We start from the raw sequence: 23,219 nt of genomic DNA, 5'->3' as shown, positions 1-23,219 counted from the left end.
GGGCAACAGCACGTGCCCACCCCGTGACCGCGATCAGCGCGGCTGCAGCGTGATCCGGTCCAGCACCCACATCTGCGGACGGGTGTCGCCGGTGAAGCGCACGCACAGATCCTGCTTGCCGGTGGTGCCGGCCGGCAGCGTCGCCTCGAGGTCGAGGAAGCCATCGGCGTTCGGTGCGGCTGGCAGCGGCACGGTGGCGAGCGTATGCCCCTTGCAGCCGCCGCCCAGGATTTCCAGTTCGCCCAGCGGCGACTTCGCCTGCTCGAAGGTGCGGTGCGGCTCGTCGTGCGCCAGCTGGAAGTAGTACGGAATGCGGCCGGCGCGCACCGTGATCGACGCGATGCCCTCCAAGTCCGCTTGGTTCCATTGCCAGCACGGATAGAAGATCGTCGTGTTGAAGATGGCGCGCTCGCCTTCCAGCGGACCATCATCTTCCAGCCGCAGCAGCAGGCGCCCGGCATCCGGGCACACCGACATCGCCTCGTCCGTGCGGCTCAGCAGCGACGCCTGCGTCAGTTCGAACGTGGACACCGGCGCCAGTGCGCGACCGTCGGCGAACGCGGCCGCACGCACGGTGGCAGGCAGCTTCACGTCCAGCGGCGTGCGGAAGGCCGGCGAGGCTGGCGTCGGTTCGCTGCCATCGGTGGTGTAGTGCACGGGATAGTCGAGCGGGTTGGACAGCGTGACCTTCGCGGTGCCGGCCTTGCGGTCGTTCTCGGTGGCGATCAGCGGCTCGAACGGTGTCTTCGCGTAGCCCAGGCCGATGGCGTCGTAGCGCTTCAGCAGCGTGGGCAGGCGGGCGCTGAAGCTGGCGAAGTCCTTCTTCGCCGCCGGCGTCCAGCCAGTTTCCGCGACTGCCGCCAAGCGCGGGAACGCGTTGTGCTGCAGGCGGGCGAACGTGCGCGTGTGCTCGGTCCACAGGTTGGCCTGGATGCCGAGGATGTGGTGGCGCTGGCCTGCTTCCAGTTCCGGCGGAACCGGGTCGAAGCCATAGACATCCTGCAGCGTGATCAGTGCGGGACGGCCAGGGGGTTCGTTCGGTGAGGCGGTCTGCAGATAGTCGAGGTAGGTCTTGTTGGATGGCGACATCACCACGTCATGGCCCTGGCGCGCGGCCTGCAGCCCACCCTCGATGCCGCGCCACGACATCACCGTCGCTTCCGGCGGCAGCTTGGCTTCCAGGATCTCGTCCCAGCCGATCAGGCGCTTGCCGTGCGAGGCGAGGTACTTCTCCAGGCGCTCGACCAGATAACCCTGCAGGTCCATCTCGGTCTTCGCGCCGACCTGGCGCATGCGCGACTGTTCGCGCGCGGAAGCTTCCCACTGGTCCTTGACCGCTTCGTCGCCGCCGATGTGCACGTAGGTGCCGGGGAACAGCGTGACCACTTCGCCCAGCACGTTCTCGAAGAACGTGATCGTCGGTTCTTCCACGTTGACCAGGTTGGGGAACACGCCCCATTCGTTCGACGGCACCAGCGGCGTGTCGATCGAGCCCAGCTCGGGATACGCGGCGATCGCGGCCGTGGCATGGCCGGGCACGTTGATCTCGGGCACCACGGTGATGTGGCGTTCGGCGGCGTACTTCACCACGTCGCGGATCTGGTCCTGGGTGTAGAAGCCGCAGTACGGGCGCGGCTCGCCGGTCTGCGGATCCCTGCCGCCGTCGCCGGCGGGAATGCGGCAACCCCCGATCCCGGTGAGCTTCGGATACTGCTTGATCTCGATGCGCCAGCCCTGGTCGTCGGTGAGGTGCCAGTGCAGCGTGTTGAGCTTGTGCAGCGCCATCGCGTCGATGATCTTCTTGACCTCAGCGACCTGCTGGAAGTGGCGTGCCGGATCCAGCATGAAGCCACGCCAGCCGAAGCGCGGTGCATCTTCAATGTGCAGTGCCGGCAGCGTGACGCGCCCCTGGTCGCCCTGGGTGACCAGTTGCCACAGCGTCACCGCGCCGTAGAACAGGCCGCGCTCGTCGCCGGCCTTCACCGTGACGCCATCGGCCGTGACGTCGAGCGTGTAGGCCTCGGGATTCGTCGCCGCGGCGGTGGAGGGTTCCAGCACGAAGCGGATCAGCCCCTTGCCGTCGTCCTGCGTGGTGGCCAGCGCGGGCCCGCCCGCCGATTGCAGGTAGGCCGCGAACTGCTGCGTGACGCGCGTGGCCGCCTCGCCACTGGCGGACAGGCGCGTGTCCGCGCTGATGACGAAGGAGCCTTCACCTGTCTTCAGTTCGGCGGGCGCCGGAATCAGTGAAGGCGTGATCGGCGCGGATGTGGCGGTATCCGCCGCCGTATCGCCGGATGGCTTCTTGCAGCCGGACAGCGCCAGCAGGGTGAAGGCCAGTCCGGCCAGGGCGCGATGGGCGAAGGGTCGTTTCATCGGGGTCCTCGATAGCGTGGGCACAGCATGCCCAAAAAAAAGCGGGCCAGGAGGTCTCCGGGCCCGCAGAGGGAGAGTGTTCCCTTACATCGTGGTGCTTAGAACTTGAAGCGGAAGTTCAGGTAGTACTGGCGGCCGTTGCTGTAGAACGCGTGCGGCAGGTAGCCGGGAACGGCGTCGTTCTCGGTGTAGTACTTCAGCTTGGGATCGTTGAGGTTCAGGCCGTCCAGGCTGATGGTCAGCCAGTCGGTGGCCTTGAAGCCCAGCGACGCCGATACCGTGGCGAAGTCGTCCTGGTAGAAGTTGTCGGCGCGGCTGACACCGGCATAGAACGAGCTGCGGTAGCTGTAGTTGACGCGAGCGTTGAAGCGCGCGTTCTCGTACCACGCCGAGAAGTTGTAGGTGTTCTCGGAGGTGCCGTTGAGCGGCTTGCCGCCATCCGCCTCGCCGTCCACGTAGGTGTAGTTGGCGTTGATACCGAAGTTCTCGCCGATCGGCTGTTCGTAGGTCAGCTCCACGCCCCGGGCCTTGCCGTTCGAGTTGACCGGGATAGCCACCAGGTAATCGCTGTACACGTCGGTGCCGGCCGCCTGGCTGGCCTGCTGGTCCTTGTACTGCACGATGACGTTGCCGAAATCGACGTAGCCGTCCAGGTCCATCGAGAACACGCTGGCGGCCAGCAGGGCGCGCGGGGCGAAGTACCACTCGAGCGAGGCGTCGAAGTTGGTCGAGACCAGCGGATCGAGGTTCGGGTTGCCGCCAATTCCTTCATGCGTCAGGTCGTTCAGCGTCAGCGAGCCGGCCAGCGCGGAGAAGTCCGGACGGGTCATGGTCTTGCTGCCCGACACGCGCGCCACCAGGTCGTCGGTCAGTTCGAACTTGAAGTTCACGCTGGGCAGCAGTTCGTTGTAGTCGTTGTTGACCACGACCGGCAGGTAGTCGCCGAAGGCCGAACCCACCACCGCGCCGGGAATGCCGGAGTTGGGTGCCAGTGCCTGGTTGTAATGCACATCCGTCTGCGTCCGCACGTAGCGCAGTCCGGCGTTGCCGCTCCAGCGGTCGCCGCGGAAGTTCAGCTGCGCGTACACCGCGTTGATGTCCTCCTCCACGCCGTACACGTCGGAGAAGTAGAAGCGCTCCGGATTGTTGCGGTTGGCGAAGTCGGCGTTGATCTGTGCCAGTTGCCCGGGCGTGTAATACCAGATGCCGGACGGGACGTTGCCGCCGACACCGAAATCGCCGGGATAAAAGCCGCCCGCCGCCGGATAGGCGGTGATGTCCTGCCAGTTGCTGGCCCAATTCGGTCCCTGCGCAAGCGAGAAGTCGTTGCTGCGCTCATGGGTGGCGTAGCGGTAGCCGAAGTCCAGCGAGGACAGCACATCGGACTGGAAGAAGAACTGGCCGTCGACCTGGGCCCAGTCTTCCTTGTCCAGCACGTCGATGCCCTGTGCCCCGAAGATCCAGCCGCTCTGCGGCAGGTGGTTCGCCGCCGTGTTGGTGCCTCCCAGCGACCAGTCGATGGGATTGCTGACGCCGTTCATGCGCCAGCTGGCGCCCGCATTGCCGGCGATGCCGGTTTCCAGCACGTCCTGGGTCGGGCTGCTGCCATTACCCTTGGTGGTGCCGAGCTGGAAGACGAACTTCAGCGCGTCGCTCGCATTCCATTCCGCATCGAGTGCGATGTACTTCGACGTCGACTCCGCACCCGGGCGGGAGATCATGTCGTACACGCCGTACGGGGTGACGCTCGTGCCGCCGGTTACCGGCGAATATGTAGCGCTGGTCAGCACGCCGTTCTCGACGGTATAGCTGCTGGGCGTGCGGTTGACGAACTGGCTGGCCCACATCATGTAGTTGCGGTTGTAGTTGTCCGCTTCCAGCTTCGAGTAGAACGCGTTGACGTTCAGGGTCAGGTTGTCGGTGACCTTGGCCTCAATGTTGGCCACGCCACCCTTGCGCTTGCGCACCTGTTCGAACAGCGCCGCACCGATCAGGTTGGGGTACAGCACGCCCACCAGTTCCGGGTTGCTGAGCGAAACTTCGGTCGGCAACCCATTCGCGGTCCCGGGGATCGCGCTATAGCCGCCCACGACTTCCTGTCCATCGCGGCGCAGGCTGCGTTCCTCGTTGAACACCTGCACCAGGAAGCCGGCGGTGCCTTCGTCATTGCGCCAGTTCAGCAGCGCGTCGAGCTGGGGCTTGGTGTCGCCCGGCAGATCGGAGTGCACTGCGCCGATGGAGCCCTGGATGGTGAGCGGCTCGGCGAACTGCAGCGGGCGACGGGTGATGATGTTGACCGAGCCGGCGGTGCCGCCTTCGACCAGCTTCGCCTCGGAGGTCTTGTGCACGACCACGCGGTCGACGATCTCGGACGGATACAGCGAGTAGCTCACGCTGCGGCCGACGTTGCCGACCTGGCTGAGCACGAACCAGTCGCCGGTGCCGATGGTGTGGCCGTTGACCAGCGTCTGGGTGAGGCTGGGATTGGTGCCGCGCAGGCTGACGCGGTCGGCTTCGTCGAAGCCGCCTTCGCTGGCGCTGGAGGAGGCGATGTTGACGCCGGGCAGCTGGCGCAGCGTGTCGGCCACGTTCTTGGCCGGCAGCTTGCCGACATCTTCGGCGGTGACGACTTCGACGTGCGTGGCGGCGTCGCGCTTGGCATCGAGGGCTTTCTCGATACTGCCGCGGATGCCGGTGACGACCACGGTGTCCAGATCCGTCGCGTCGGGGGTGGTGGATTCCTGTGCGCTGACCTGCATCGAGAACGCGAGCCCGGCGGCGATCGAGGCCGAAAGGATCGAGGTGCGGTACTTCATGATGTCTCTCCCATCATTGTTTTAGAGTTCCGGCAGCCGTCGCTCGCGCTGTTCCGCCGTGCTTGGTACTTCGTTGTCGCCTGGCGTTGCACGTATCCCCTGCACCCCGCCCCTTGTTGCGCGCGCCTGTACCGGCGCTTTCCTTCAATTGCCTTCGTCGCGATCCAGATACCACCGGGCCGCACCGATCACGCCCAGCTGTCCGTGTTCCACCAGCTTCACGGGAATGCGTTCCAGCGCCTCGCGCATCGAGCCCTTGTTGAGGAACCGCGACACGAAGTGACTGCCGATCAGCACATCGCGGATCTTCGGCAGGATGCCGCCGGCCAGGTAGACGCCGCCCTGCACGCCGTACAGCAGCGCCATGTCGCCGACCACGCTGCCGAGCAGGCCGCAGAAGACCTCCAGGCTTTCGCGCGCCAGCGCGTCGTCGCCCGACTGCGCGGCGGCGGTGATCTGGCCCGGGTGGGTGTACGACGACGGCGCTGCGCCACGCACGGCGCAGAGCGCGGCGTGCAGGTTCATCAGGCCGGGGCCGGACAACGCCTGTTCGACCGGCACGTGGGTGCGGGTCTTCAGCATCTCGGCCAGCAGCGCCATTTCCAGCGCGTTGCCGGCAGTCAGGGCGGCCTGGCCGGCCTCGGTCGCCAGCACCACGGCGCGCTTGCCGGAGGGAATCCAGACCGCGGCGCCCAGCCCGGTGCCGGGTCCGAGGATCAGGGTGGGGCCGTGCTTCGGCGCGATGGCTGGGCCGGTCAGCTGCAGCACCTCGCTGGCGCCCATCTGCGCGACGGCATGCGCCACGGCCTCGAAATCGTTGACCAGGCGCACGTCATCGAAGCCCAGCTGCGCGCGCAGCTCGGCCAGCGACAGTCGCCACGGCAGGTTGTTGGTGATGACGGTGCCGTCTTCCAGCGCATACCCGGCGCTGGCGATCACCGCGCGGGTCACCCGGGTCGAGCCCAGGCCGGCGAGGAAGTCCGCGACGATGTCGCCCAGGCCGGCGTGGTCGGCGCAGGCGTACTTGCGGTACTCCAGCATGCGGACCGGCTCGCCCGGATCGTGGCTGCCCCGGACCAGGCCGATGCGGACGTGGGTGCCACCGACGTCCGCCGCGATGAAGGCGTCGTGCGCCCCGCTGATGGCATCCGTCGGCATTGGATTCGCTATGGCGACCACACGTCTCCCCACATGTTCGCGGCCGGGACTCCCGCATCCCGATATGGCCGGAGTGTGGAAAGGGTTTGACAACGTTGTCAAGACTCTGTCATGAAATAGGCGTCCAGCAGCCGAGAGACCGTCATGAAATGGAAACAATCTCCGTATTCAGCTGCTAATTACCGACACAGGTGCCGTCAATGAGCGCTCCGGTGAAGCAGATTCCGCCAAGTCCCATAGGACTTTATGCTGCAGTGCACGAGCCGTGGGCCTCACAGAACGGCGACCAGGGCAGCCGCGCGCCTCATCCGGCGGGGCCTTGCCAGGAGGTCTCTGACAACGTTGTTCCCGAGTGCCGGCAGGCGGATGCCGGCCTTCAACAGACCCGGGGGACGGCATGACCACCGCGCCAACCGCCAGCGCCATGCGCTCGCTCGCCATCGTCGGCGTGCTGTTCTTCATCATCGGCTTCTTCACTTGGATCAATGGGCCGCTGATCACCTTCGTCAGGCTGGCCTTCGATCTGGACGAGGTGAACGCCTTCCTCGTGCTGATGGTGTTCTACCTGTCGTACTTCTTCCTGGCCCTGCCGGCGGCCGCGTTGCTCAAGCGCACCGGCATGAAGAAAGGCCTCGCGGCCAGCCTGTTCGTGATGGCGGCGGGCGCGGCGATGTTCGGCGAGTTTTCCACGCAGCGCTGGTATCCGGGCGCACTGGCCGGCCTGTTCGTGATTGGCGGCGGCCTGGCCCTGCTGCAGACCGCGGTGAATCCCTACGTCAGCATTCTCGGTCCCATCGAGCGCGCGGCGCAGCGCATCGCGCTGATGGGCATCTGCAACAAGGTGGCCGGCATCCTGGCGCCGATCGTGATCGGCACGCTGGTGCTGCAGGGCGTGGGCGATCTGGCCGCGCAGGTGGAGGCGGCCGATGCGGCGGGCAAGGCGGCGCTGCTGGAAGCGTTCGCGGCGCAGATCCACCTGCCGTACCTGGTGATGGCGGGCGTGCTGGTCGTGGTCGCCGTCGGCATCCTGTTCTCGCCGTTGCCGGAGGTGAAGCCCGCGGAGGTCAATGCCGCTCCCGCGGCCGATGCGGCCGACGGCGGCCGCGGCCTGTCGCAGTATCCGCACCTGTGGCTGGGCGTGCTGTGCCTGTTCGTCTACGTGGGCGTCGAAGTGCTGGCGGGCGACGCGATCGGCGCGTACGGCAACGGCTTCGGGCTGTCGCTGGACCAGACCAAGTTCTTCACCTCGTTCACGCTGGCGGCGATGCTGCTGGGCTACCTGGCCGGGCTGGTGGCGATCCCGCGCTTCGTCGCGCAGGAACGTTACCTGGCGATCTCCGCGGTGCTGGGCGTGCTGTTCGCCCTCGGCGCGCTGCTGACGCACGGCTACGTGTCGGTCGGTTTCGTCGCGGCGCTGGGCTTCGCCAACGCGATGATGTGGCCGGCGATCTTCCCGCTGGCGATCAAGGGGCTGGGCCGGCATACCGAGACCGGTTCCGCGCTGCTGATCATGGGCATCGCTGGCGGCGCCATCCTGCCGCAGGCCTTCGCGGTGCTGAAGCAGCACTACGACTTCCAGGCGGTGTTCGCCGCGCTGGCCATTCCCGGCTACCTGTACATCCTCTACTACGCGCTGGCCGGCCACCGGGTGGGGGCCGCGAAGCCGTCGGCGACGGCCGTCCCGGAACGCGGCATCATGGCGGACTCGCCTCCATGACGGAAACGCCCATGCGCCGACCCACCATCAAGGACGTCGCCGAACGCGCGAAGGTCTCGCTGAAGACCGTGTCCCGGGTCATCAACAACGAACCGTCGGTGCTGCAGGGCACGCGTGCGCGCGTGCTGCACGCCATCGCCGAGCTGGACTACGAACCGGACCAGTCCGCGCGCAACCTGCGCAGCGGCACGCCGTTCGTGATCGGGTTGGTCTACGACAACCCCAACCCGTACCACATCATCGGCGTGCAGAACGGTGTGCTGGCGGCGTGCAAGGAAACCGGCTTCGGCCTGCAGATCCATCCGGTGGATTCCACCTCGCCGCTGCTGGCGGAAGAACTGGTGGAGTTCGTGCAGCGCTCGCGCCTGGCCGGGCTGGTGCTGACCGCGCCGATGTCCGAGCGTGCCGACCTGGTCACGGCGCTTGCCGCGCGCGGGGTCAAGCTGGTGCGCATCATCGCCGCCACCGAAGATCCGGACGACGGACTGCCGTGCGTCTACGTGGACGACCGTGATGCCGCGTACCAGATCACCGAGCACCTGATCCAGCTCGGCCACCAGCGTATCGGCTTCCTCTGGGGCGGGCTGGCGCACCGGTCGAGTACCGAGCGCTACGCCGGCTATGAGAAGGCGCTGAAGGATTACGGCATCACCCTCGACAAGCATCTCGTGGTGCCGGGCGACTACACCTTCGACGACGGTTTCCGCGGCGCACGCCGGCTGCTGGCGCTGCGCGAACCGCCGACGGCGATCTTCGGTTCCAACGACGAGATCGCCGCCGGCGTGCTGGCCGCCGCCAAGTCGGCCGGCATGAACGTGCCCTACGACCTGTCCATCGCCGGCTTCGAGGACAGCCCGTTTTCCAAGCAGTCGTGGCCGCCGCTGACCACCGCCAAGCAGGCCACGCAGGACATCGCCAAGCAGGCCGCGCGCCTGCTGATCGCCGGCCTGCGCACCGACGCTTACGACGACCACCCCACCCCCGTGCACAACCAGGGCTTCGTGCCGCAACTGGTGGTGCGTGGCTCCACCGCGCCGGTCCGGCCGCGCACGGAACGACCCGAATCCACTTCGCCATGACCCCATCGCTCCCCGCCCCCGCCGACACCCTGATGCACCAAGAGGCCGCCCAGGCCTCTGCGATCATCGCCGACCAGTACGCGCGCAACGCCGATACCGTGCAGGCGCTCGCCGCCGACCTGCGTCGCACGCCGCCGCCGTTCGTCGTGACCTGCGCGCGTGGCAGTTCCGATCATGCCGCCACCTACGCCAAATACCTGTTCGAGACGCAGCTGGGCGTGGTGACCGCGTCCGCCTCGCCGTCGGTCGGCTCGGTGTACGAAGCGAAACAACACCTGGCGGGCGCGCTGTACCTGGTGATCTCGCAGTCGGGCAAGAGTCCCGACCTGCTGCGCAATGCGAGCGCCGCGAAGGACGCCGGTGCGCGCGTGGTGGCCATCGTCAACGTCGCCGATTCGCCGCTGGCGCAGCTGGCCGACACCGTGCTGCCGATGCACGCAGGGCCGGAGCGCAGCGTGGCGGCGACCAAGAGTTATCTCGGTTCGCTCGCGGCGATCCTGCAACTGGCCGCGTACTGGAAGGACGAGGCGCCGCTGCACGATGCCGCGCTCGCCTTGCCCGACGCGCTGCAGCGCGCCTGGCAGGCCGACTGGTCGCCGCTGACGGAAGGTCTGGTCGGTGCGCACAATCTTTTCGTGCTGGGCCGCGGCCTGGGCCTTGCGGCAGCGCAGGAAGCCGCGCTGAAGTTCAAGGAAACCTGCGGCCTGCATGCCGAAGCCTACAGTTCGGCGGAAGTGAAGCACGGGCCGATGGCGCTGGTCGGCCCCGGGTTTCCGGTGTTGTGCTTCGCGCAGCCGGACGAGACCGAAGCCGGCATGCTGGCGCTGGCGCAGGAGTTCCGCGGCCGTGGCGCGCAGGTGTGGGTGGCGTCGCAACAGGGCGATCTTCCGCTGGTGGAAGCGCCGCATCCGGCCTGCGCGCCGCTGCTGACCATCCAGAGTTTCTACCGCGCGATCAACGCGCTGGCGCTGCGCCGGGGTTACAACCCCGACGTGCCGCCGCACCTCAACAAGGTCACCGAGACGGTATGAACGCCACGCACCCCGCCACCGCCCTGTGCCATGCGCGTGTGCTGACGCCCGACGGCTTCGTCGAGGGCCTGGCGGTGCTGATGCAGGACGGCCTGATCGCCGACCTCGTCGCGGTCGAGGCGCTCTCCGCCGATGTCGTCCGCCACGACCTGCAGGGCGCCACGCTGGTGCCCGGCTTCATCGACGCGCAGGTCAACGGCGGCGGTGGCGTGCTGTTCAACAACGACACCAGCGTCGAGGCGATCCGCACCATCGCGCAGGCGCATCGCCGCTTCGGCACCACCGGCCTGCTGCCGACGCTGATCAGCGACGATGCCGAGGTGATGGCGCGCGCCATCGAGGCGACCCGCGACGCCATCGCGCAGGGCGTGCCCGGCGTGCTCGGCATCCACCTGGAAGGGCCGTACATCGCCCCTGCGCGCAAGGGCACGCACGATGCGGCGAAATTCCGCGTGCCGGGCGCGGACGAAGTGGCCATGGCCACCTCGCTCGACAATGGCGTGACGCTGCTGACGCTGGCGCCGGAACAGGTGCCCGCCGACACCATCCGCACGATGGTCGCGCGCGGCGCCATCGTCGTCGCGGGCCACACGGCGGCGACGTACGAACAGATCCGTGCCGGCATCGACGCCGGCGTCTCCGGCTTCACCCACCTCTACAACGCGATGTCGCCGTTGCAGGGGCGCGAGCCCGGTGCCGTCGGCGCCGCGCTGGAAGACGATGGCTGCTGGTGCGGCGTGATCGTCGATGGCGTACACGTGCATCCGGCCAGCCTGCGCGTGGCGCTGGCGGCCAAGCCGCGCGGCAAGGTGTTCCTGGTGACCGATGCGATGCCGATGGTCGGCTCCGACGATCCCGCCTTCGACCTGTACGGCGAAACCATCACCGCCGTCGATGGCGTGGTGCGCAATGCCGCCGGTGCGCTGGCCGGCTCCGCGCTGGACATGGCCACCGCCGTGCGCAACAGCGTGCGGCTGATCGGTCTGCCGCTGGAGGAAGCCGCACGCATGGCCTCGACGTATCCGGCCGAGTTCCTTGGACTGGGCGATACGCACGGCCGCATCGCGCCGGGCTATCGCGCCGACCTGGTGGCGCTGGATGCCGACCTGCAGGTGATCGGTACGTGGATCGGCGGCGAGTGAACGCCGCCGAATGAGCGTCGTGCCGGCCCGGTTCGCGTCCGTCGACGCGCTGCGTGGCCTGACGGTCGCCGCGATGCTGCTGGTCAACACGCCGGGCGACTGGTCGCATGTGTACGCGCCGCTGCTGCACGCGCCATGGCATGGCGTCACGCCGACCGACTTGGTGTTCCCGTTCTTCCTGTTCATCGTCGGTGTGTCGATCGCACTGGGCGTGGTGCCGCGGGCGGAAGCGGGCGTGCCACGGTCGGTGCTGGTGCGTGCCGTGCTGTGGCGGGCCACCAAGATCGTCGCGCTGGGGTTGGCGCTGCATCTGCTCGCCTTCCTGCTGCTCGATCGGCCTTCGTTCCGGCCCTGGGGTGTGCTGCAACGCATCGGCCTGTGCTTCGCCATTGTCGGCGTGGTCGTGCTGTACCTGCGGCCGCGCGCGCAGTGGGCCTTGATCGTGGCGCTGCTCGCCGGCTACTGGGCGGTGATGGCGCCCTGGGGCTACGCGCCGTTTAGCCACCTGGCCGCGCGCGTGGATACCTTGCTGTTCGGACCCTGGCTGTATGAGTGGGATGCCGCCACGATGCGCGGACAGGATCCGGAAGGGTTGTTAACCACGCTGCCCGCCATCGCCACCACCTTACTCGGCGTGCGTGCCGGCGGCTGGTTGCGCGCGGGCGCGACCCGCACGCTCGGTGCCGCCGTCGTCGCCATGATCCTGCTCGGGCTAGCGTGGTCTCCGCTGTTCCCGTTGAACAAGGCGCTGTGGACCTCGTCGTACGTGCTGTTCACGGCAGGCTGCGCGGCGCTCGCGCTGACGCTAGCGCATGCGCTGGTGGACCGGCGGGGCTGGCCGGCGATCGGTCGCCGTTTCGGCGCCAACGCGATCGCGGCCTACGTGGGTGCTGCGGTGATGACCTACGTGCTGCTCGGCCTGGGCTGGATGGGGCCGCTGTACCAGCAGGGCTTCGCCGACTGGATGACGCCGCGCTTCGGCGCCTACGTACCCTCGTTTGCGTTCGCACTGGCCTTCGTCGGCGTGTGGTGGGTGCTTCTGGCGATCTTGGACCGGCGTGGGTGGTATCTTAAAATCTGAATCTTGACGAAGCGCGGATGATGGACAAGCGCGCTTGGCCTGATATGGGATCTCGCAAGGAGTGAAGAATGGCTAATCGGATGCTGGCTTTCTTGGTCGTGGGGCTCTTGCTGGCGGCGTGCTCTGCAGAGCCTTCTGGTGACGACAAGATCAGGGCGCTGGTCACAGAGCCAGTTGACGGGGCTGCGATGCCCGCGCATCTTCCCTCGCGGCTTCCTCGATTCGATGCGGGCACGACCGTGGCGGCCGAGCAGCCGGTGTTGGCTACAGAGCAAGAGGTCAGAGTCACGGGCGGAAACTCACCGGTGATGGCGATGCCGGATTCGCGATTCTCAATGACTGAAAAAGGGCGATTCAGGCAGCCCAGGGCAATGGCGTTCCTTAACGAGGATCTGTTGCTGGTAGCGGAATTTCCGCGGACCCTGAAACTCATGCGCGTCGCCGATGGTAGCGTGCACAGAGTGACGGGGGTGCCCGACGAGTACTTCATAAACTCGCTTGCCGATGTCGTGGCGCACCCCAATTTCTCGGAAAACGAGACTGTTTATCTGTGTACGATCGTACGCGGCGCGAGTGGTCGCGACTCCCTTGGAGTTAAGCGAGCGCGGCTAATTCTTGGCCAAGACGGGATTTATTACTTGGTCGGCCTGCAGGATGTTGTGGCAAGCATCGCTGGATTCCCTTCTCAAGAGTACGGCTGCCGCATGGCGTTTGGCCGCGACGGAAAGCTGTATATATCCGGGCCATTCCGGGGCGGAACCCAATCCCTGACATTGGACGACGGCAAGATATTCCGCGTAGAAGACGATGGACGAGTTCCTGCGGACAATCCGTTCATCGAACTTAATGACTATTACGCGAAGTACTTTTGGTCGCTGGGTCATCGTCGGCCCGATGCAATGGCGGCGGACGCAACCGGACGTGTCTGGGTGCTGGAGCATGGTGGAAATGCTGCAGATGAATTGAACCTCTTGGAACGCGCGGGAAATTACGGATATCCGATAGCAGCCAAGGATAGTCCGACGCTGCCCCAGCACGAGACCCAGCCATCCTTCATTGCGCCGAAACTCTGGTGGAGGGACCGTATTGGTCCTGCGAGCATGATTGTACACTCGGGAAGAATGTTCCCTGAGTTGCAGGGGAATGCACTGATAAGTGGCGAGCTGGTTTCCAGCATCATCCATGTGAAGTTGAGCGGTGATGAGGTGAGTGAGATATCCCGTATCGGGATGCTTAGGCCAATCAAAGAGATCGAAGAGGCGCCGGACGGATCTGTATGGGCCATGGAGTCTGGGGCTGAAGCACGGTTATGGAGATTGGCTCCGTCCCTTAATTGAGTGCATGAACGCGCGTCGGTTTTCTGGGCTTCCCGGATATCACGTCTTCTTCGCGTCGTTGGAGTAAAAAGGCGAGGACCCCTTCGGAGTTCCCCCGATGAGAATTTCTTCGTTGTTGGCTTGCTGCCTACTGCTGACGGCCTGCCAACGGGCGACCGTGGACCAGGAGGGAATCAACGCCGTCGTGGCGGCGAGGACCGCGACCGCGGTGGTGGGCGGATCACCGGCGCAGCGGTCGCCCGTGTCGACACCGGCCGCAGAGCCCGATGGCGGCCGGGTCATGGCGGGTCTTTCACGCGCCCGAGCAGTGCCAGACCCGCCGTTCACCAGCACCCCGGTGGCCACGTTCAACGAACCGTGGGCGATGACCTTCCTGCCCGATGGCCGGCTGCTGGTGACCGAAAAGTCCGGGAAGCTGCGCCTGGCGAACGTCGCCACCGGCCAGGTGGGCGAGATCATCGGCGTGCCGGCCGTGGCGTACGGCGGACAGGGCGGACTCGGCGACGTGTTGCTGCATCCGCGCTTTGCCGACAACCGTCTGGTCTACCTCAGCTATGCCGAGGCCGGCAGCAACAGCACACGGGGCGCGGCGGTGGCGCGTGCGACCTTGCAGCTCGACGCCAGCGGCAATGGCGGCAGCCTGTCGAACCTGCAGGTGATCTGGCGCCAGCTGCCCAAGGTCAACGGCGAGGGTCATTACGGCCATAGGCTGGCCTTCGGCGGAGACGGCAAGCTGTGGATCACCTCGAGCGATCGCCAGGTGATGACGCCGGCGCAGGACCTGCAGTCCTCGCTCGGCAAGCTGATCCGCCTCAACGACGACGGCAGCGTGCCGCCGGACAATCCGTTCGCCGCGCAGGGCGGCATCGCGGCGCAGGTATGGACGCTGGGCCACCGCAACCTGCTGGGCATCGCCTTCGACAATGGTGGCCGGTTGTGGACGCACGAGATGGGACCGGCGGGCGGCGACGAACTGAACCTGATCGAGCGCGGCAGCAACTACGGCTGGCCCGTGGTCTCCAACGGCAACCACTACGACGGCACCAACATCCCCGACCACCCCACGCGTCCCGACTTCAATGCGCCCGAAGCGTGGTGGACCCCGGTGATCGCACCGGCGGGCTTCGTCATCTACTCCGGCAACCTGTTCCCGTGGTTCCGCGGCAAGGGGTTCATCGGCGGACTGGCGTCGCAGGCGCTGGTCGAGATCGAGTTCACCGGCACGCAGGCGCGCGAGTCGCGGCGTTACCCGATGGGCAGGCGCATCCGCGAAGTCGAGCAGGGGCCCGATGGTGCGTTGTGGCTGCTGGAGGATGGCGGCGGCGGACGCCTGCTGAAGCTCACGCCGAACCGCAGTTGATCAGCGCGCCGGATGCGCCGCACTGTCATGGGCGGCGAGCTTCTGCTCGTGGCCATGGCGGACGTCCAGGAACAGGCTGTAGGCGGCGGTGAACGCCGGCAACAGGTTCTGCAGCACGCCCACCGCATCCTGCTTCGACGAGAACAGGAAGTAGCTCAGCGCCATCAGGCTGCCGGCCAGGCTCATGTACCAGAACAGCCGCGGAATCACCGGGCGCCGGGCGCGCCGCGAAGCGACGAACTGCACCACCCAGCGCGCGCCGAACATGCCGGCGCCGGCCAGGCCGATCAGCTTCCACGGCGTCATGTGCAGGCCGGTCCAGCCCAGCCACAGCAGTTCCTTGTCCATCGCGCTCATGGCGTGCGCCCGGTGTTGAGCTCGCTGATCGGCGTCACGTGGCTGCGCTGGATCAGCCACGACACGCCCATCAGGTCGCGGATGCCGACCAGGGCGCGCCCGAGGTTGGTGTACTTGGACTGCCCCGAACGGCGCGGACGGTGCGAGACCGGCACGCTGACGGTCTTCCAGCCGGCACGTTGCATCAGTGCCGGCAGGTAGCGGTGCATGTGGTCGAAGTAGGGCAGTTCGAGGAACGTGGCGCGTTCGAACAGCTTGATGCCGCAGCCGGTGTCAGGGGTGTCGTCGCGCAGCAGGTACTGGCGGATGCGGTTGGCCCAGCGCGATGCCCAGCGCTTGCTGGCGGTGTCCTTGCGGTCGACGCGCCAACCGGCGAAGAGCCGGGTCCGCGGGTCGGCGGCCTCGCGCGCGGCCAGCAGCTTGAGGATGTCGGCCGGGTCGTTCTGGCCGTCGCCGTCGAGCGTCGCAATCCACGGCGACAGCGCCTGCTTCACGCCGGTGCGGATCGCCGCGCTCTGGCCGCTGCGCTGCAGGTGCAGCAGCACGCGCAGCTCCGGCACCTCGGCCTTCAGCGCCGCCAGCACGTCGCGGGTATCGTCCTCGGAATGGTCGTCCACGCAGATCACGTCGAACGCGACGCGGCCGCGCAGGTGCTTCACCACTTCATGCACCAGCGGGCCGATGTTGTCGCGTTCGTTGAAGACGGGAATAACGACGGACAGACTCATGGCAGACGAAGGTGATGGAAGAATCATCAGCGTGCGCTCCGGCAGGTCAGGAAAATGTCGTGGTCCGGGCGGTAAAGCGTGGTTTTCACGTCGGTGAGGCCCAGGACGGTGTGGAACAGATCGTCGTGCGTGTGTTCGGCTGTCGCCTGCCGTCGCAGGCAGCGGTCGTCCAGATGCGTGGACTGGCGCCATCCCGCCGAGAACCAGGCAACCATCGGCACCTCCAGCTGTTCGCGGGGCGCGATCGAATAAGGCATGCCGTGCAGGAAAAGGCCTTTCTCGCCCAGCGACTCGCCGTGGTCGGAGACGTACAGCAGGGCGGTGTCGTAGCCTTCCAGGCCCGTCAACTGGTCGATGGCGGACGCGAGCACGTGGTCGGTGTAGCGCAGGGCGTTGTCGTAGGCGTTGGTGATCTCGGCGCGCGTGCAGCGTTCCAGGTCGGAGGTGGTGCAGACGGGGGAGTAGACGCCGAAGTCCGGGGGATAGCGCTCGGAGTAGGTCGGCCCATGGTTGCCCAGCATGTGCAGCACGATGACCTGGTCGCCTTTCTGGCGGTGCGCCGCGTCCGCCAGGCCCGCGAGCAGGATGCCGTCATGGCAGCGCTTGCCGTTGCACAGGCCTGCATCGCTGCGCGCATGCAGGTCCTCGACCGGCAGGCCATCGCAGACGCCCTTGCAGCCCGACTGGTTGTCGCGCCAGAGCGTGGCCACGCCCGCGCGCTGCAGGACGTGCAGCAGCGACTGATGGCTGCGGATCTCCTTCTCGTCGTACCGCTCGCGCCCCCAGGGCGAGAACATGCAGGGCAGCGACACTTCGGTGCTGCTGCCGCAGGCGGCCACATGCGGGAAGTTGAGGACATCGCGCTTCGCCAGTTCCGGCGTGGTCTGGCGTGCATAACCGTTGAAGCCCCAGTTGGCCGCACGCGCGGTCTCGCCCACGACCAGCACCAGCAGGCGCGGCCGCCGCATGGTGGCGGCGGGCGACTGCACGGCATCCTCGCCGATGGGCAGCAACGCGCGCTTGTGGCCGGGCGGTTCCTCGCTCACCACCTTGGCCAGCGACACCAGCACGTTCGCCGGCGTGACCAGATAGCGGACCTCGCGCTGGTTGCGCAGGAACGCGGTCAGCTGTTGGGTGGATGGCAGGATGCCGAGCACACCCACGCCCATCATGGCCATGAGGAACAGTGCCCGTGCGGACAGCGTCCGCGTCCAGCGCCGCTCCCGTACGCGCACGCGCCAGATCACCAACAGCGCAGGAACAGCCGCCAGCAACGGCAGCAGGAAGTCGGCACCCACCAGGTCGCTGGCCTCGCGCCAGTCGGTGTGCAGCACGTTGCGGACCATGTCGGCATCGATGTAGATGCCGTACGCCGACATGTAGTGGCCGGCCATCGCAGCCGTCAGCACCAGCAGCGACAGGACGATCCGCGCCGTGCGCCGCCAGACCAGCAGGGAGAGCCATACGCCATGCACGGCGGTCACCAGCAGGAACAGCGACAACGTCCATCGCCCTTGCTGCCAGGGCTGCGGCGCGGCCGCCCGCCAGAACTCCGGGTTGGCGAACAAGGTGAAATACAGGCAAGCGAGCAGGATGAGCGCTTCCGCCGACATCCACGGGCGGACAGCCAGCAGCGCGCAGAGGCGCCGCCAGCGGGATGGCAGCGCGGCATGGTCGAGAACCGAGGCACTCATGCGCGATCCTGCCCCTGGCTGCGCGATGCGAGCCATGTCCCGATGCGATCGACGCCGCAGGCCACCGCCCAGCAGATCGTCAGGCTGGCGATGTCGTGCGACAGGAAGTGGGCGCCCCGGAGCTGTTGCGCAAGGCCGAAGACGATGCCAGCGAGCAAGCCTGCGCCCAGTCCGGCATGGCGCCAGCGCGGCGCGGCATGCAGGAAGAAGAAGTACAGCGCCACCCACGCGTAGCCACCGGCCGCATGCGCGGCAGGAAAGCAGGCTGGCGTGCCGAGTTCGACGCGACGGGGTGCGAACAGGGGAACGAAGGGACGTTCGCCGCCGAAGCCGACGAGATCCCATGGACAGTCCATGTGCGTGGTAGCTTTCAACCAGGCCACGCACGCGGTGGACGCGAGCACGGATATCAGCAGGCGCGCCGCAGGGCGTGTCCAGGCGTGCGCCGAGGGTGTGCGCCAGTACACCAGCGTCGCCATCAACACGCCGGCCCATGCCAGTTGGCTCACCAGGCGGCCCCCGCGGTGAAGCACCGTCTCCAGCATGAAGTCGCGCTTCAGCGACCACGCATCGCCCTGCTGGTGGAACAGCCACGATGCCCACGGCTGGTCGAGCGATTGCGCGGCCATCCACGCCGCCGCCAGCAGGATCACCGAAACCGGCATCAGGCCGGGCAAGCGCTTCGCGGGAAAAACGGAAAGGGACGTCGGAGAGGCGGACATGCGGAGCGCGCGACACAGGGTGCGCGCATGCTCGCCGCCGCGTTGTCGTAACGCGGTCGGACCGGTGTCGGAGCCGCGTTAAGCGCGGTGCGCGTCGACGTTTGGGCGTGGTGATGTTGTGCGGTATTCAGTCTTCGCCGACGTCGGCGGACCAGGTGGCCGGCACGTCGCAGCCGGCGATCCACGCGGTGCCTGGCGCCAGGATCCACGCGCGGCGATTGGACGCGCCAATGTCGATGACCCGCGCCGGATCCAGGCATGGACCCATGGCGTCCTTGCGCAGGAACAGCCAGCGCCGGTCCGGCGCTTCCAGCAACCACGCATGCGCGTGCTGCCACTGTTCTACCCAGGGCCGCTTGAAGCCGAACTCGGTGACCGGCCGGTCGGCCTGCAGCAGGTGCTGTTCGCGCCAACCCAGCAGGGCGAGTTCCGCGTCCGGACCGATGCGTTCACCGACGCGCTGCATCAGCGCCCTGGCCGAACTGTCCGGACTGAGCGCCGGCATGAAGCCCATCCCGTACGCGGTCCACAGCGCCGCCGTCACCGCGACCAGCGCCACCGCCACCCGCCGACGCGCGACGATCATCACGACCATCGCGATGGCGGCGAAGCCGATCAGCCACCGGCCCAGCTGCGCCACCGTATCGATGTCCATGCCACGACCGTCGACCAGCGCCTGCACGCGCTCAGGCGACGCTGCCAGCAGCCATCCGCCCAACACGCCGGCGACCGTCGCGAGCACCGCCAGGTAGACCCACAGCACCACGCGCACGGCGCGACGCCGCAGCAGACCGGACAGCAACGGCGCTGCCGCCACCGCCAGTGCCGGCAGCATCGGGAAGATGTAGACCTCGCGCTTTCCCGGGCTGGCGCTGAAGAACAGCAGCACCAGCAACGCCCAGCCGAGCAGCAGCGCGTATCGCGGATCGGCGCGGCGCAGCCGTCGCCACCACGCCGGCAGCAGCCACGGCGCCAGCAGCACGCCGGGCAGCCACAGCGTCAGCATGGTCTGCAGGTAGTACCAGGCGGGCTTCACGTGATGCCAGGCGTTGGCGTAGCGCGTGCCGGTCTGCTTGAACAGCATCTCGCGCGCATAGGCGTGCAGGGCGGGGTCGGACGACGACAGCGCGACCGCCAGCATCGGCACCAGCCAGACGCCCGCGCCCGCGATGAAGCCCGCCACGCCGGCCAGCGCATGCAGGCCGCGATGGGCCGGCAGCGCGCGTCGGGACGCCACGCGCACCCACAGCCACGGCAGGAATACCAGCAGCGGCAGGAAGCCCACGCCCTTCGTCACCGTCCCCAGTCCGGCGGCGAACGTGCCCAGCGCCAGCAGCCACGCGCTTGGCTTCTCCAACAGGTAGCGCAGCAGCGCCCACAGCGACAGCGTGGTCATGCCCACCAGCACCATGTCGATCTGCGCGCGCTTGGCCTGCAGCGCGAACTGCAGGCAGACGAACAGGCCGAACACCGCGTACGGCACGGCACGGCGCCCCCACAGCCGGCGCGCGAGATCGCCCGACAGCCACAGCGTCAGCAACGCCGCCAGCAGCGACGGCAGCAGGAAGGCCACCTGCCAGTCGCGCACCAGCCGATAGCTGGCGGCCTGCAGCCACATGAAGGTCGGCGGCTTCTCGGCGTACAGCTCGATGCCGCGATGGGGGAACAGCCACTGCCCGGTCTCGATCATGGTCCGCGCGGCCAGCACGAAGCGTGGCTCGTCGGCCGGCATCGGCTCGCGCAGGCCCAGGCCGGCCAGCAGCGCCCACACCAGCAGGAGGGCCAGCAGCGGCGTCTGCCAGCGGGGGGCGTGTCGGAACGGCGTCGGTCGCATCGGCGGCATGACCGTCTGCAGTCGGGCGCATGATCGTGGATGATGCGGCGTAGGAGTTTCGTCGGAGCTCCGACGTCGCTTCGACGTCCGGCCGGCGATGCTGCCGGTCCCTCTTCCTGGCGCGGGTCCTGCCGATGCGGCTGCTGGTGATCGAAGACAACCGGAACCTGGTGGCGAACCTGTTCGATTACTTCGAGGCGCGCGGCCACACGCTGGACGCCGCGCCCGATGGCATTACCGGGCTGCACCTGGCCACCACCCAGGCCTACGACGCCATCGTGCTGGACTGGATGCTGCCGCGCATGGAAGGGCCGGAAGTGCTGCGCCGCCTGCGCGAGGACCACGACGTCAACGTGCCGGTGATCATGCTGACCGCACGCGACGAACTGCCCGACAAGATTTCCGGCTTCCGTGCCGGCGCCGATGACTACCTGACCAAACCGTTCGCACTGCCCGAACTGGAAGTGCGGCTGGAGGCGCTGCTCGCGCGCGTGCACGGCCGGCAGCGGCGCAAGGTGCTGGAGGTGCACGACCTGACGCTGGACCTGGCGACGCTGGAAGTCACCCGCGCCGGCCAGGCGCTGCACCTGTATCCGGCCTGCCGCAAGCTGCTGGAGACCTTGATGCAGGCCAGTCCCGCCGCGGTCACCCGCCAGCAACTGGAGCACGCCCTGTGGGGTGACGATCCGCCGGACGGCGACATGCTGCGCTCGCATATCTACGAACTGCGGCGCAGCATCGACGGCCCGTTCCCGGTCAAGCTGATCCAGACGCTGCCGCGTACCGGCTATCGGCTGGCGGTGCCGCACGAGGCGCGGCAGGCATGACGCCGCGCCGCAGCCTGCACGCGCAGATCCGGCGCTTGCTCGGTGGCTACGCCGCGTTGCTGGCGGTGGTCATCGTGCTGGTCTTCGCCGACGACTTCCTCGAGGACCGGATCTGGAAGTCGCTGCTGCAGCGGGAAATCGTGCAGCACCTGCAGCGGCAGGATGCCGACCCGCAGCACGTCTGGCAGGACACCGCGTCGATGCAGCTGTACCAGGTGCCCGGCCGTCCACCGCCGCCGGGGCTGTCGATGCTGCCGCAGGGCGTGCACGACGACTTCTGGTTCGGCGGGCGCGAGAACGTGGTGCTGGTCAACCGGGTGCGCGGCGTGGACTACTTCGTCGTGCGCGACATCACCGGCATCGAGACCGTGGAGGAGATGCTGATCGCCGGTTCGCTGCTGCTGGCGCTGGTGGCCCTGGCGGTCATCGGCGTGCTGGCCGCCCGCGGCGTGCGCAAGGCGCTGCGCCCGTTGTCCGACCTGGCCGGCGACATCGGCGCGCTGTCGCCGGACCACGCCGGCCAGCGCGTCGTCGTGAGTCCGGGCGCGAGCTCCGAGCTGCACGTCATCACCAGCGCCCTGAACGACTACCTGCGCCGGCAGGACGCCTTCGTCGAGCGCGAGCGCGTCTTCATCGACACCGCGAGCCACGAACTGCGCACGCCCATCGCCATCATCGCCGGCGCCAGCGAACTGGCGCTCGACCAACCCGCGCTGCCGGCACCCGCGCGCCAGCAGGTGCAGCGCATCCACCGCACCGCGCGCGATGTCGAGCGGCTGATCGCCCTGCTGCTCGCGCTGGCGAAGGATCCCGCGCGCCTGTCGCGCAGCAACGAACTCGTGCACCTGCACGAGTTGCTGCCCGACATCATCGAGGACCACCGCCATCTGATGGCGGGCAAGGACCTGCAGGTGGTCGTGGAAACGCTGGCGCCGTGCAGCGTGTCCGCGCCGCTGCACATCGTGCAATCGGCGATCGGCAACCTGCTGCGCAATGCCATCGAGAACAGCGACAGTGGCGAGATCCGCGTGGGGCTGGATGCGGACGCGACCGTCACCGTGCAGGATCCCGGCCATGGCATGACGCCTGAAGACATCAGCCGCCTGTACGCGCAGATGGCGCGCGGCGGTGGCCGCGAGGGCGGCGGCATCGGCCTGGACCTGCTGGCACGGCTGTGCGAACACCTCGGCTGGACATTGTCGATCCAGTCGGCGCCGGGACGCGGCACGATCAGCCGCCTGCGGATCGCGCGTTGACGCCGCCTTTCGCCCCGCCGGCGTTAGCATCCGTCACGCCCCACGAGGACATCACCATGAAGCGGTCGCTCGCCTGTCTGGTCCTGATTCTGTTGGCGGCCTGCAAGCCCGCCACGCCGCCGCCCGCGCCGGCGATCGCCGAGCCGCCGGCCACCGTCGCACCGGAGGCATCGCCCCGGCCGGTGGCGAACGCCCCCGCGATGGCACCACCGTCCTTCGATTGCGCCAAGGCCGAGAGCGCCGCCGAGAAACTGGTGTGCGGCGACGCCGAACTCGCAGCGCTGGATCGCCAACTGGCCACACGCTATGCCGAACGAAAAGACGTCGACCCGGCGGTGCAGCGCGGCTGGGCCAAGGGCCGCGACGACTGCTGGAAGCAGCAGGACCAGCGCCTGTGCGTGCTGGAGGCCTACCGCACGCGCCTGGTCGAACTGGCCATCGGGACGCCGGGCATGGTGGTGCCGACGCCGGTCGAGTACCGCTGCAGCGACAACCGCCTGCCGTTCACGATGGTTTATTACAACGACATCGATCCGCCCGCCGCCGTCATGACCTGGGGCAATGACCAGGCGATCGTGTTCCCGCAGCCGGCCGCCAGCGGCGCCAAGTACGGGCGCGTCGGCATCGAATACTGGGAACACCAGGGCGAAGCCTCGGTGGATTTCTTCGGCAACAAGCTGAGCTGCAAGCCGGTGCCGTGACGCCGT

Annotated in this window: 19 protein-coding genes; 10 read left to right on the top strand and 9 right to left on the bottom strand. The window is 67.7% G+C overall.

The features are described 5' to 3' along the window. Positions 1-33: 33 nt before the first annotated feature. The 3 genes from ASD77_RS04800 to ASD77_RS04790 form a co-directional block, all read right to left on the bottom strand. The gene (locus ASD77_RS04800; RefSeq protein WP_055938088.1) at positions 34-2,373 is read right to left on the bottom strand and encodes a family 20 glycosylhydrolase; all 2,340 of its coding nucleotides are present in this window, start codon (positions 2,371-2,373) and stop codon (positions 34-36) included. Between the two features lie 98 nt (positions 2,374-2,471). Continuing rightward, positions 2,472-5,189, bottom strand: a complete 2,718-nt coding sequence (locus tag ASD77_RS04795; protein ID WP_055938085.1) for a TonB-dependent receptor — start codon at positions 5,187-5,189, stop codon at positions 2,472-2,474. Between the two features lie 144 nt (positions 5,190-5,333). After that, a complete protein-coding gene (locus ASD77_RS04790) occupies positions 5,334-6,347 on the bottom strand; it encodes a glucokinase family protein (protein WP_055938082.1) in 1,014 nt (337 codons plus the stop codon). A 397-nt stretch (positions 6,348-6,744) separates the two neighbouring features. Between ASD77_RS04790 and ASD77_RS04785 the strand changes: the two genes are divergently transcribed. The 6 genes from ASD77_RS04785 to ASD77_RS04760 all read left to right on the top strand — a co-directional run bounded on the left by ASD77_RS04785 (position 6,745) and on the right by ASD77_RS04760 (position 13,734). Further along, a complete protein-coding gene (locus ASD77_RS04785; RefSeq protein WP_055938079.1) occupies positions 6,745-8,064 on the top strand; it encodes a sugar MFS transporter in 1,320 nt (439 codons plus the stop codon). A gap of 11 nt (positions 8,065-8,075) precedes the next feature. Continuing rightward, a complete protein-coding gene (locus tag ASD77_RS04780) occupies positions 8,076-9,143 on the top strand; it encodes a LacI family DNA-binding transcriptional regulator (RefSeq protein ID WP_055941057.1) in 1,068 nt (355 codons plus the stop codon). Then, complete coding sequence (locus ASD77_RS04775) at positions 9,140-10,174, top strand: SIS domain-containing protein (protein WP_055938077.1); 1,035 nt, start codon at positions 9,140-9,142, stop codon at positions 10,172-10,174. The genes ASD77_RS04780 and ASD77_RS04775 overlap by 4 nt, the downstream gene beginning before the upstream one ends. Beyond that, positions 10,171-11,316 carry an N-acetylglucosamine-6-phosphate deacetylase gene (nagA, locus tag ASD77_RS04770; protein ID WP_055938073.1) on the top strand — a complete coding sequence of 382 codons (1,146 nt, stop codon included), beginning with the start codon at positions 10,171-10,173 and terminating at the stop codon, positions 11,314-11,316. The genes ASD77_RS04775 and nagA overlap by 4 nt, the downstream gene beginning before the upstream one ends. Before the next feature lie 10 nt (positions 11,317-11,326). Then, on the top strand, positions 11,327-12,397 hold the full coding sequence (locus tag ASD77_RS04765) for a DUF5009 domain-containing protein (protein ID WP_055938070.1): 1,071 nt from the start codon (positions 11,327-11,329) through the stop codon (positions 12,395-12,397). A gap of 68 nt (positions 12,398-12,465) precedes the next feature. Next, the gene (locus ASD77_RS04760) at positions 12,466-13,734 is read left to right on the top strand and encodes a PQQ-dependent sugar dehydrogenase (protein ID WP_082563129.1); all 1,269 of its coding nucleotides are present in this window, start codon (positions 12,466-12,468) and stop codon (positions 13,732-13,734) included. Between the two features lie 39 nt (positions 13,735-13,773). Here the strand turns inward: ASD77_RS04760 and ASD77_RS18020 are convergent, their stop codons facing one another. Further along, positions 13,774-14,016 (bottom strand): hypothetical protein, encoded by a 243-nt coding sequence (locus ASD77_RS18020; protein WP_156383468.1) that lies wholly within the window; start codon positions 14,014-14,016, stop codon positions 13,774-13,776. A 25-nt stretch (positions 14,017-14,041) separates the two neighbouring features. Here ASD77_RS18020 and ASD77_RS04755 point away from each other — a divergent pair, with 25 nt between their 5' ends. Beyond that, positions 14,042-15,094, top strand: a complete 1,053-nt coding sequence (locus tag ASD77_RS04755; RefSeq protein ID WP_268793361.1) for a PQQ-dependent sugar dehydrogenase — start codon at positions 14,042-14,044, stop codon at positions 15,092-15,094. On the opposite strand, the gene ASD77_RS04750 is transcribed toward ASD77_RS04755, so the two are convergent. The 5 genes from ASD77_RS04750 to ASD77_RS04730 all read right to left on the bottom strand — a co-directional run bounded on the left by ASD77_RS04750 (position 15,095) and on the right by ASD77_RS04730 (position 20,429). Next, positions 15,095-15,451 carry a lipid-A-disaccharide synthase N-terminal domain-containing protein gene (locus ASD77_RS04750; protein ID WP_055938058.1) on the bottom strand — a complete coding sequence of 119 codons (357 nt, stop codon included), beginning with the start codon at positions 15,449-15,451 and terminating at the stop codon, positions 15,095-15,097. Then, positions 15,448-16,179, bottom strand: a complete 732-nt coding sequence (locus ASD77_RS04745) for a glycosyltransferase family 2 protein (protein WP_235578478.1) — start codon at positions 16,177-16,179, stop codon at positions 15,448-15,450. Before ASD77_RS04745 ends, ASD77_RS04750 begins: the two co-directional genes overlap by 4 nt. Positions 16,180-16,205: 26 nt before the next feature. Next, positions 16,206-17,873, bottom strand: a complete 1,668-nt coding sequence (locus ASD77_RS04740; RefSeq protein ID WP_055938050.1) for a phosphoethanolamine--lipid A transferase — start codon at positions 17,871-17,873, stop codon at positions 16,206-16,208. Next, a complete protein-coding gene (locus ASD77_RS04735) occupies positions 17,870-18,538 on the bottom strand; it encodes a phosphatase PAP2 family protein (protein WP_055938048.1) in 669 nt (222 codons plus the stop codon). The genes ASD77_RS04740 and ASD77_RS04735 overlap by 4 nt, the downstream gene beginning before the upstream one ends. Before the next feature lie 184 nt (positions 18,539-18,722). After that, positions 18,723-20,429 carry a glycosyltransferase family 39 protein gene (locus ASD77_RS04730; protein WP_055941054.1) on the bottom strand — a complete coding sequence of 569 codons (1,707 nt, stop codon included), beginning with the start codon at positions 20,427-20,429 and terminating at the stop codon, positions 18,723-18,725. A 134-nt stretch (positions 20,430-20,563) separates the two neighbouring features. On the opposite strand from ASD77_RS04730, the gene ASD77_RS04725 reads away from it, so the two are divergent. Genes ASD77_RS04725 through ASD77_RS04715 form a run of 3 tightly spaced genes read left to right on the top strand, consistent with a single transcriptional unit; the run spans position 20,564 to position 23,213 of the window. Further along, positions 20,564-21,256, top strand: a complete 693-nt coding sequence (locus ASD77_RS04725) for a response regulator transcription factor (protein WP_055938045.1) — start codon at positions 20,564-20,566, stop codon at positions 21,254-21,256. After that, the gene (locus ASD77_RS04720) at positions 21,253-22,512 is read left to right on the top strand and encodes a HAMP domain-containing sensor histidine kinase (RefSeq protein ID WP_055938042.1); all 1,260 of its coding nucleotides are present in this window, start codon (positions 21,253-21,255) and stop codon (positions 22,510-22,512) included. The genes ASD77_RS04725 and ASD77_RS04720 overlap by 4 nt, the downstream gene beginning before the upstream one ends. 56 nt (positions 22,513-22,568) lie before the next feature. Next, a complete protein-coding gene (locus ASD77_RS04715) occupies positions 22,569-23,213 on the top strand; it encodes an MliC family protein (protein WP_055938039.1) in 645 nt (214 codons plus the stop codon). The last annotated feature ends 6 nt before the right edge of the window (positions 23,214-23,219 follow it).

It is taken from the genome of Pseudoxanthomonas sp. Root65 (assembly GCF_001427635.1).
Taxonomy (GTDB): Bacteria; Pseudomonadota; Gammaproteobacteria; order Xanthomonadales; family Xanthomonadaceae; genus Pseudoxanthomonas_A.
The sequence above is the reverse complement of the archived record's forward strand: the minus strand, read 5'-3'. Positions and strand labels throughout refer to the sequence as shown.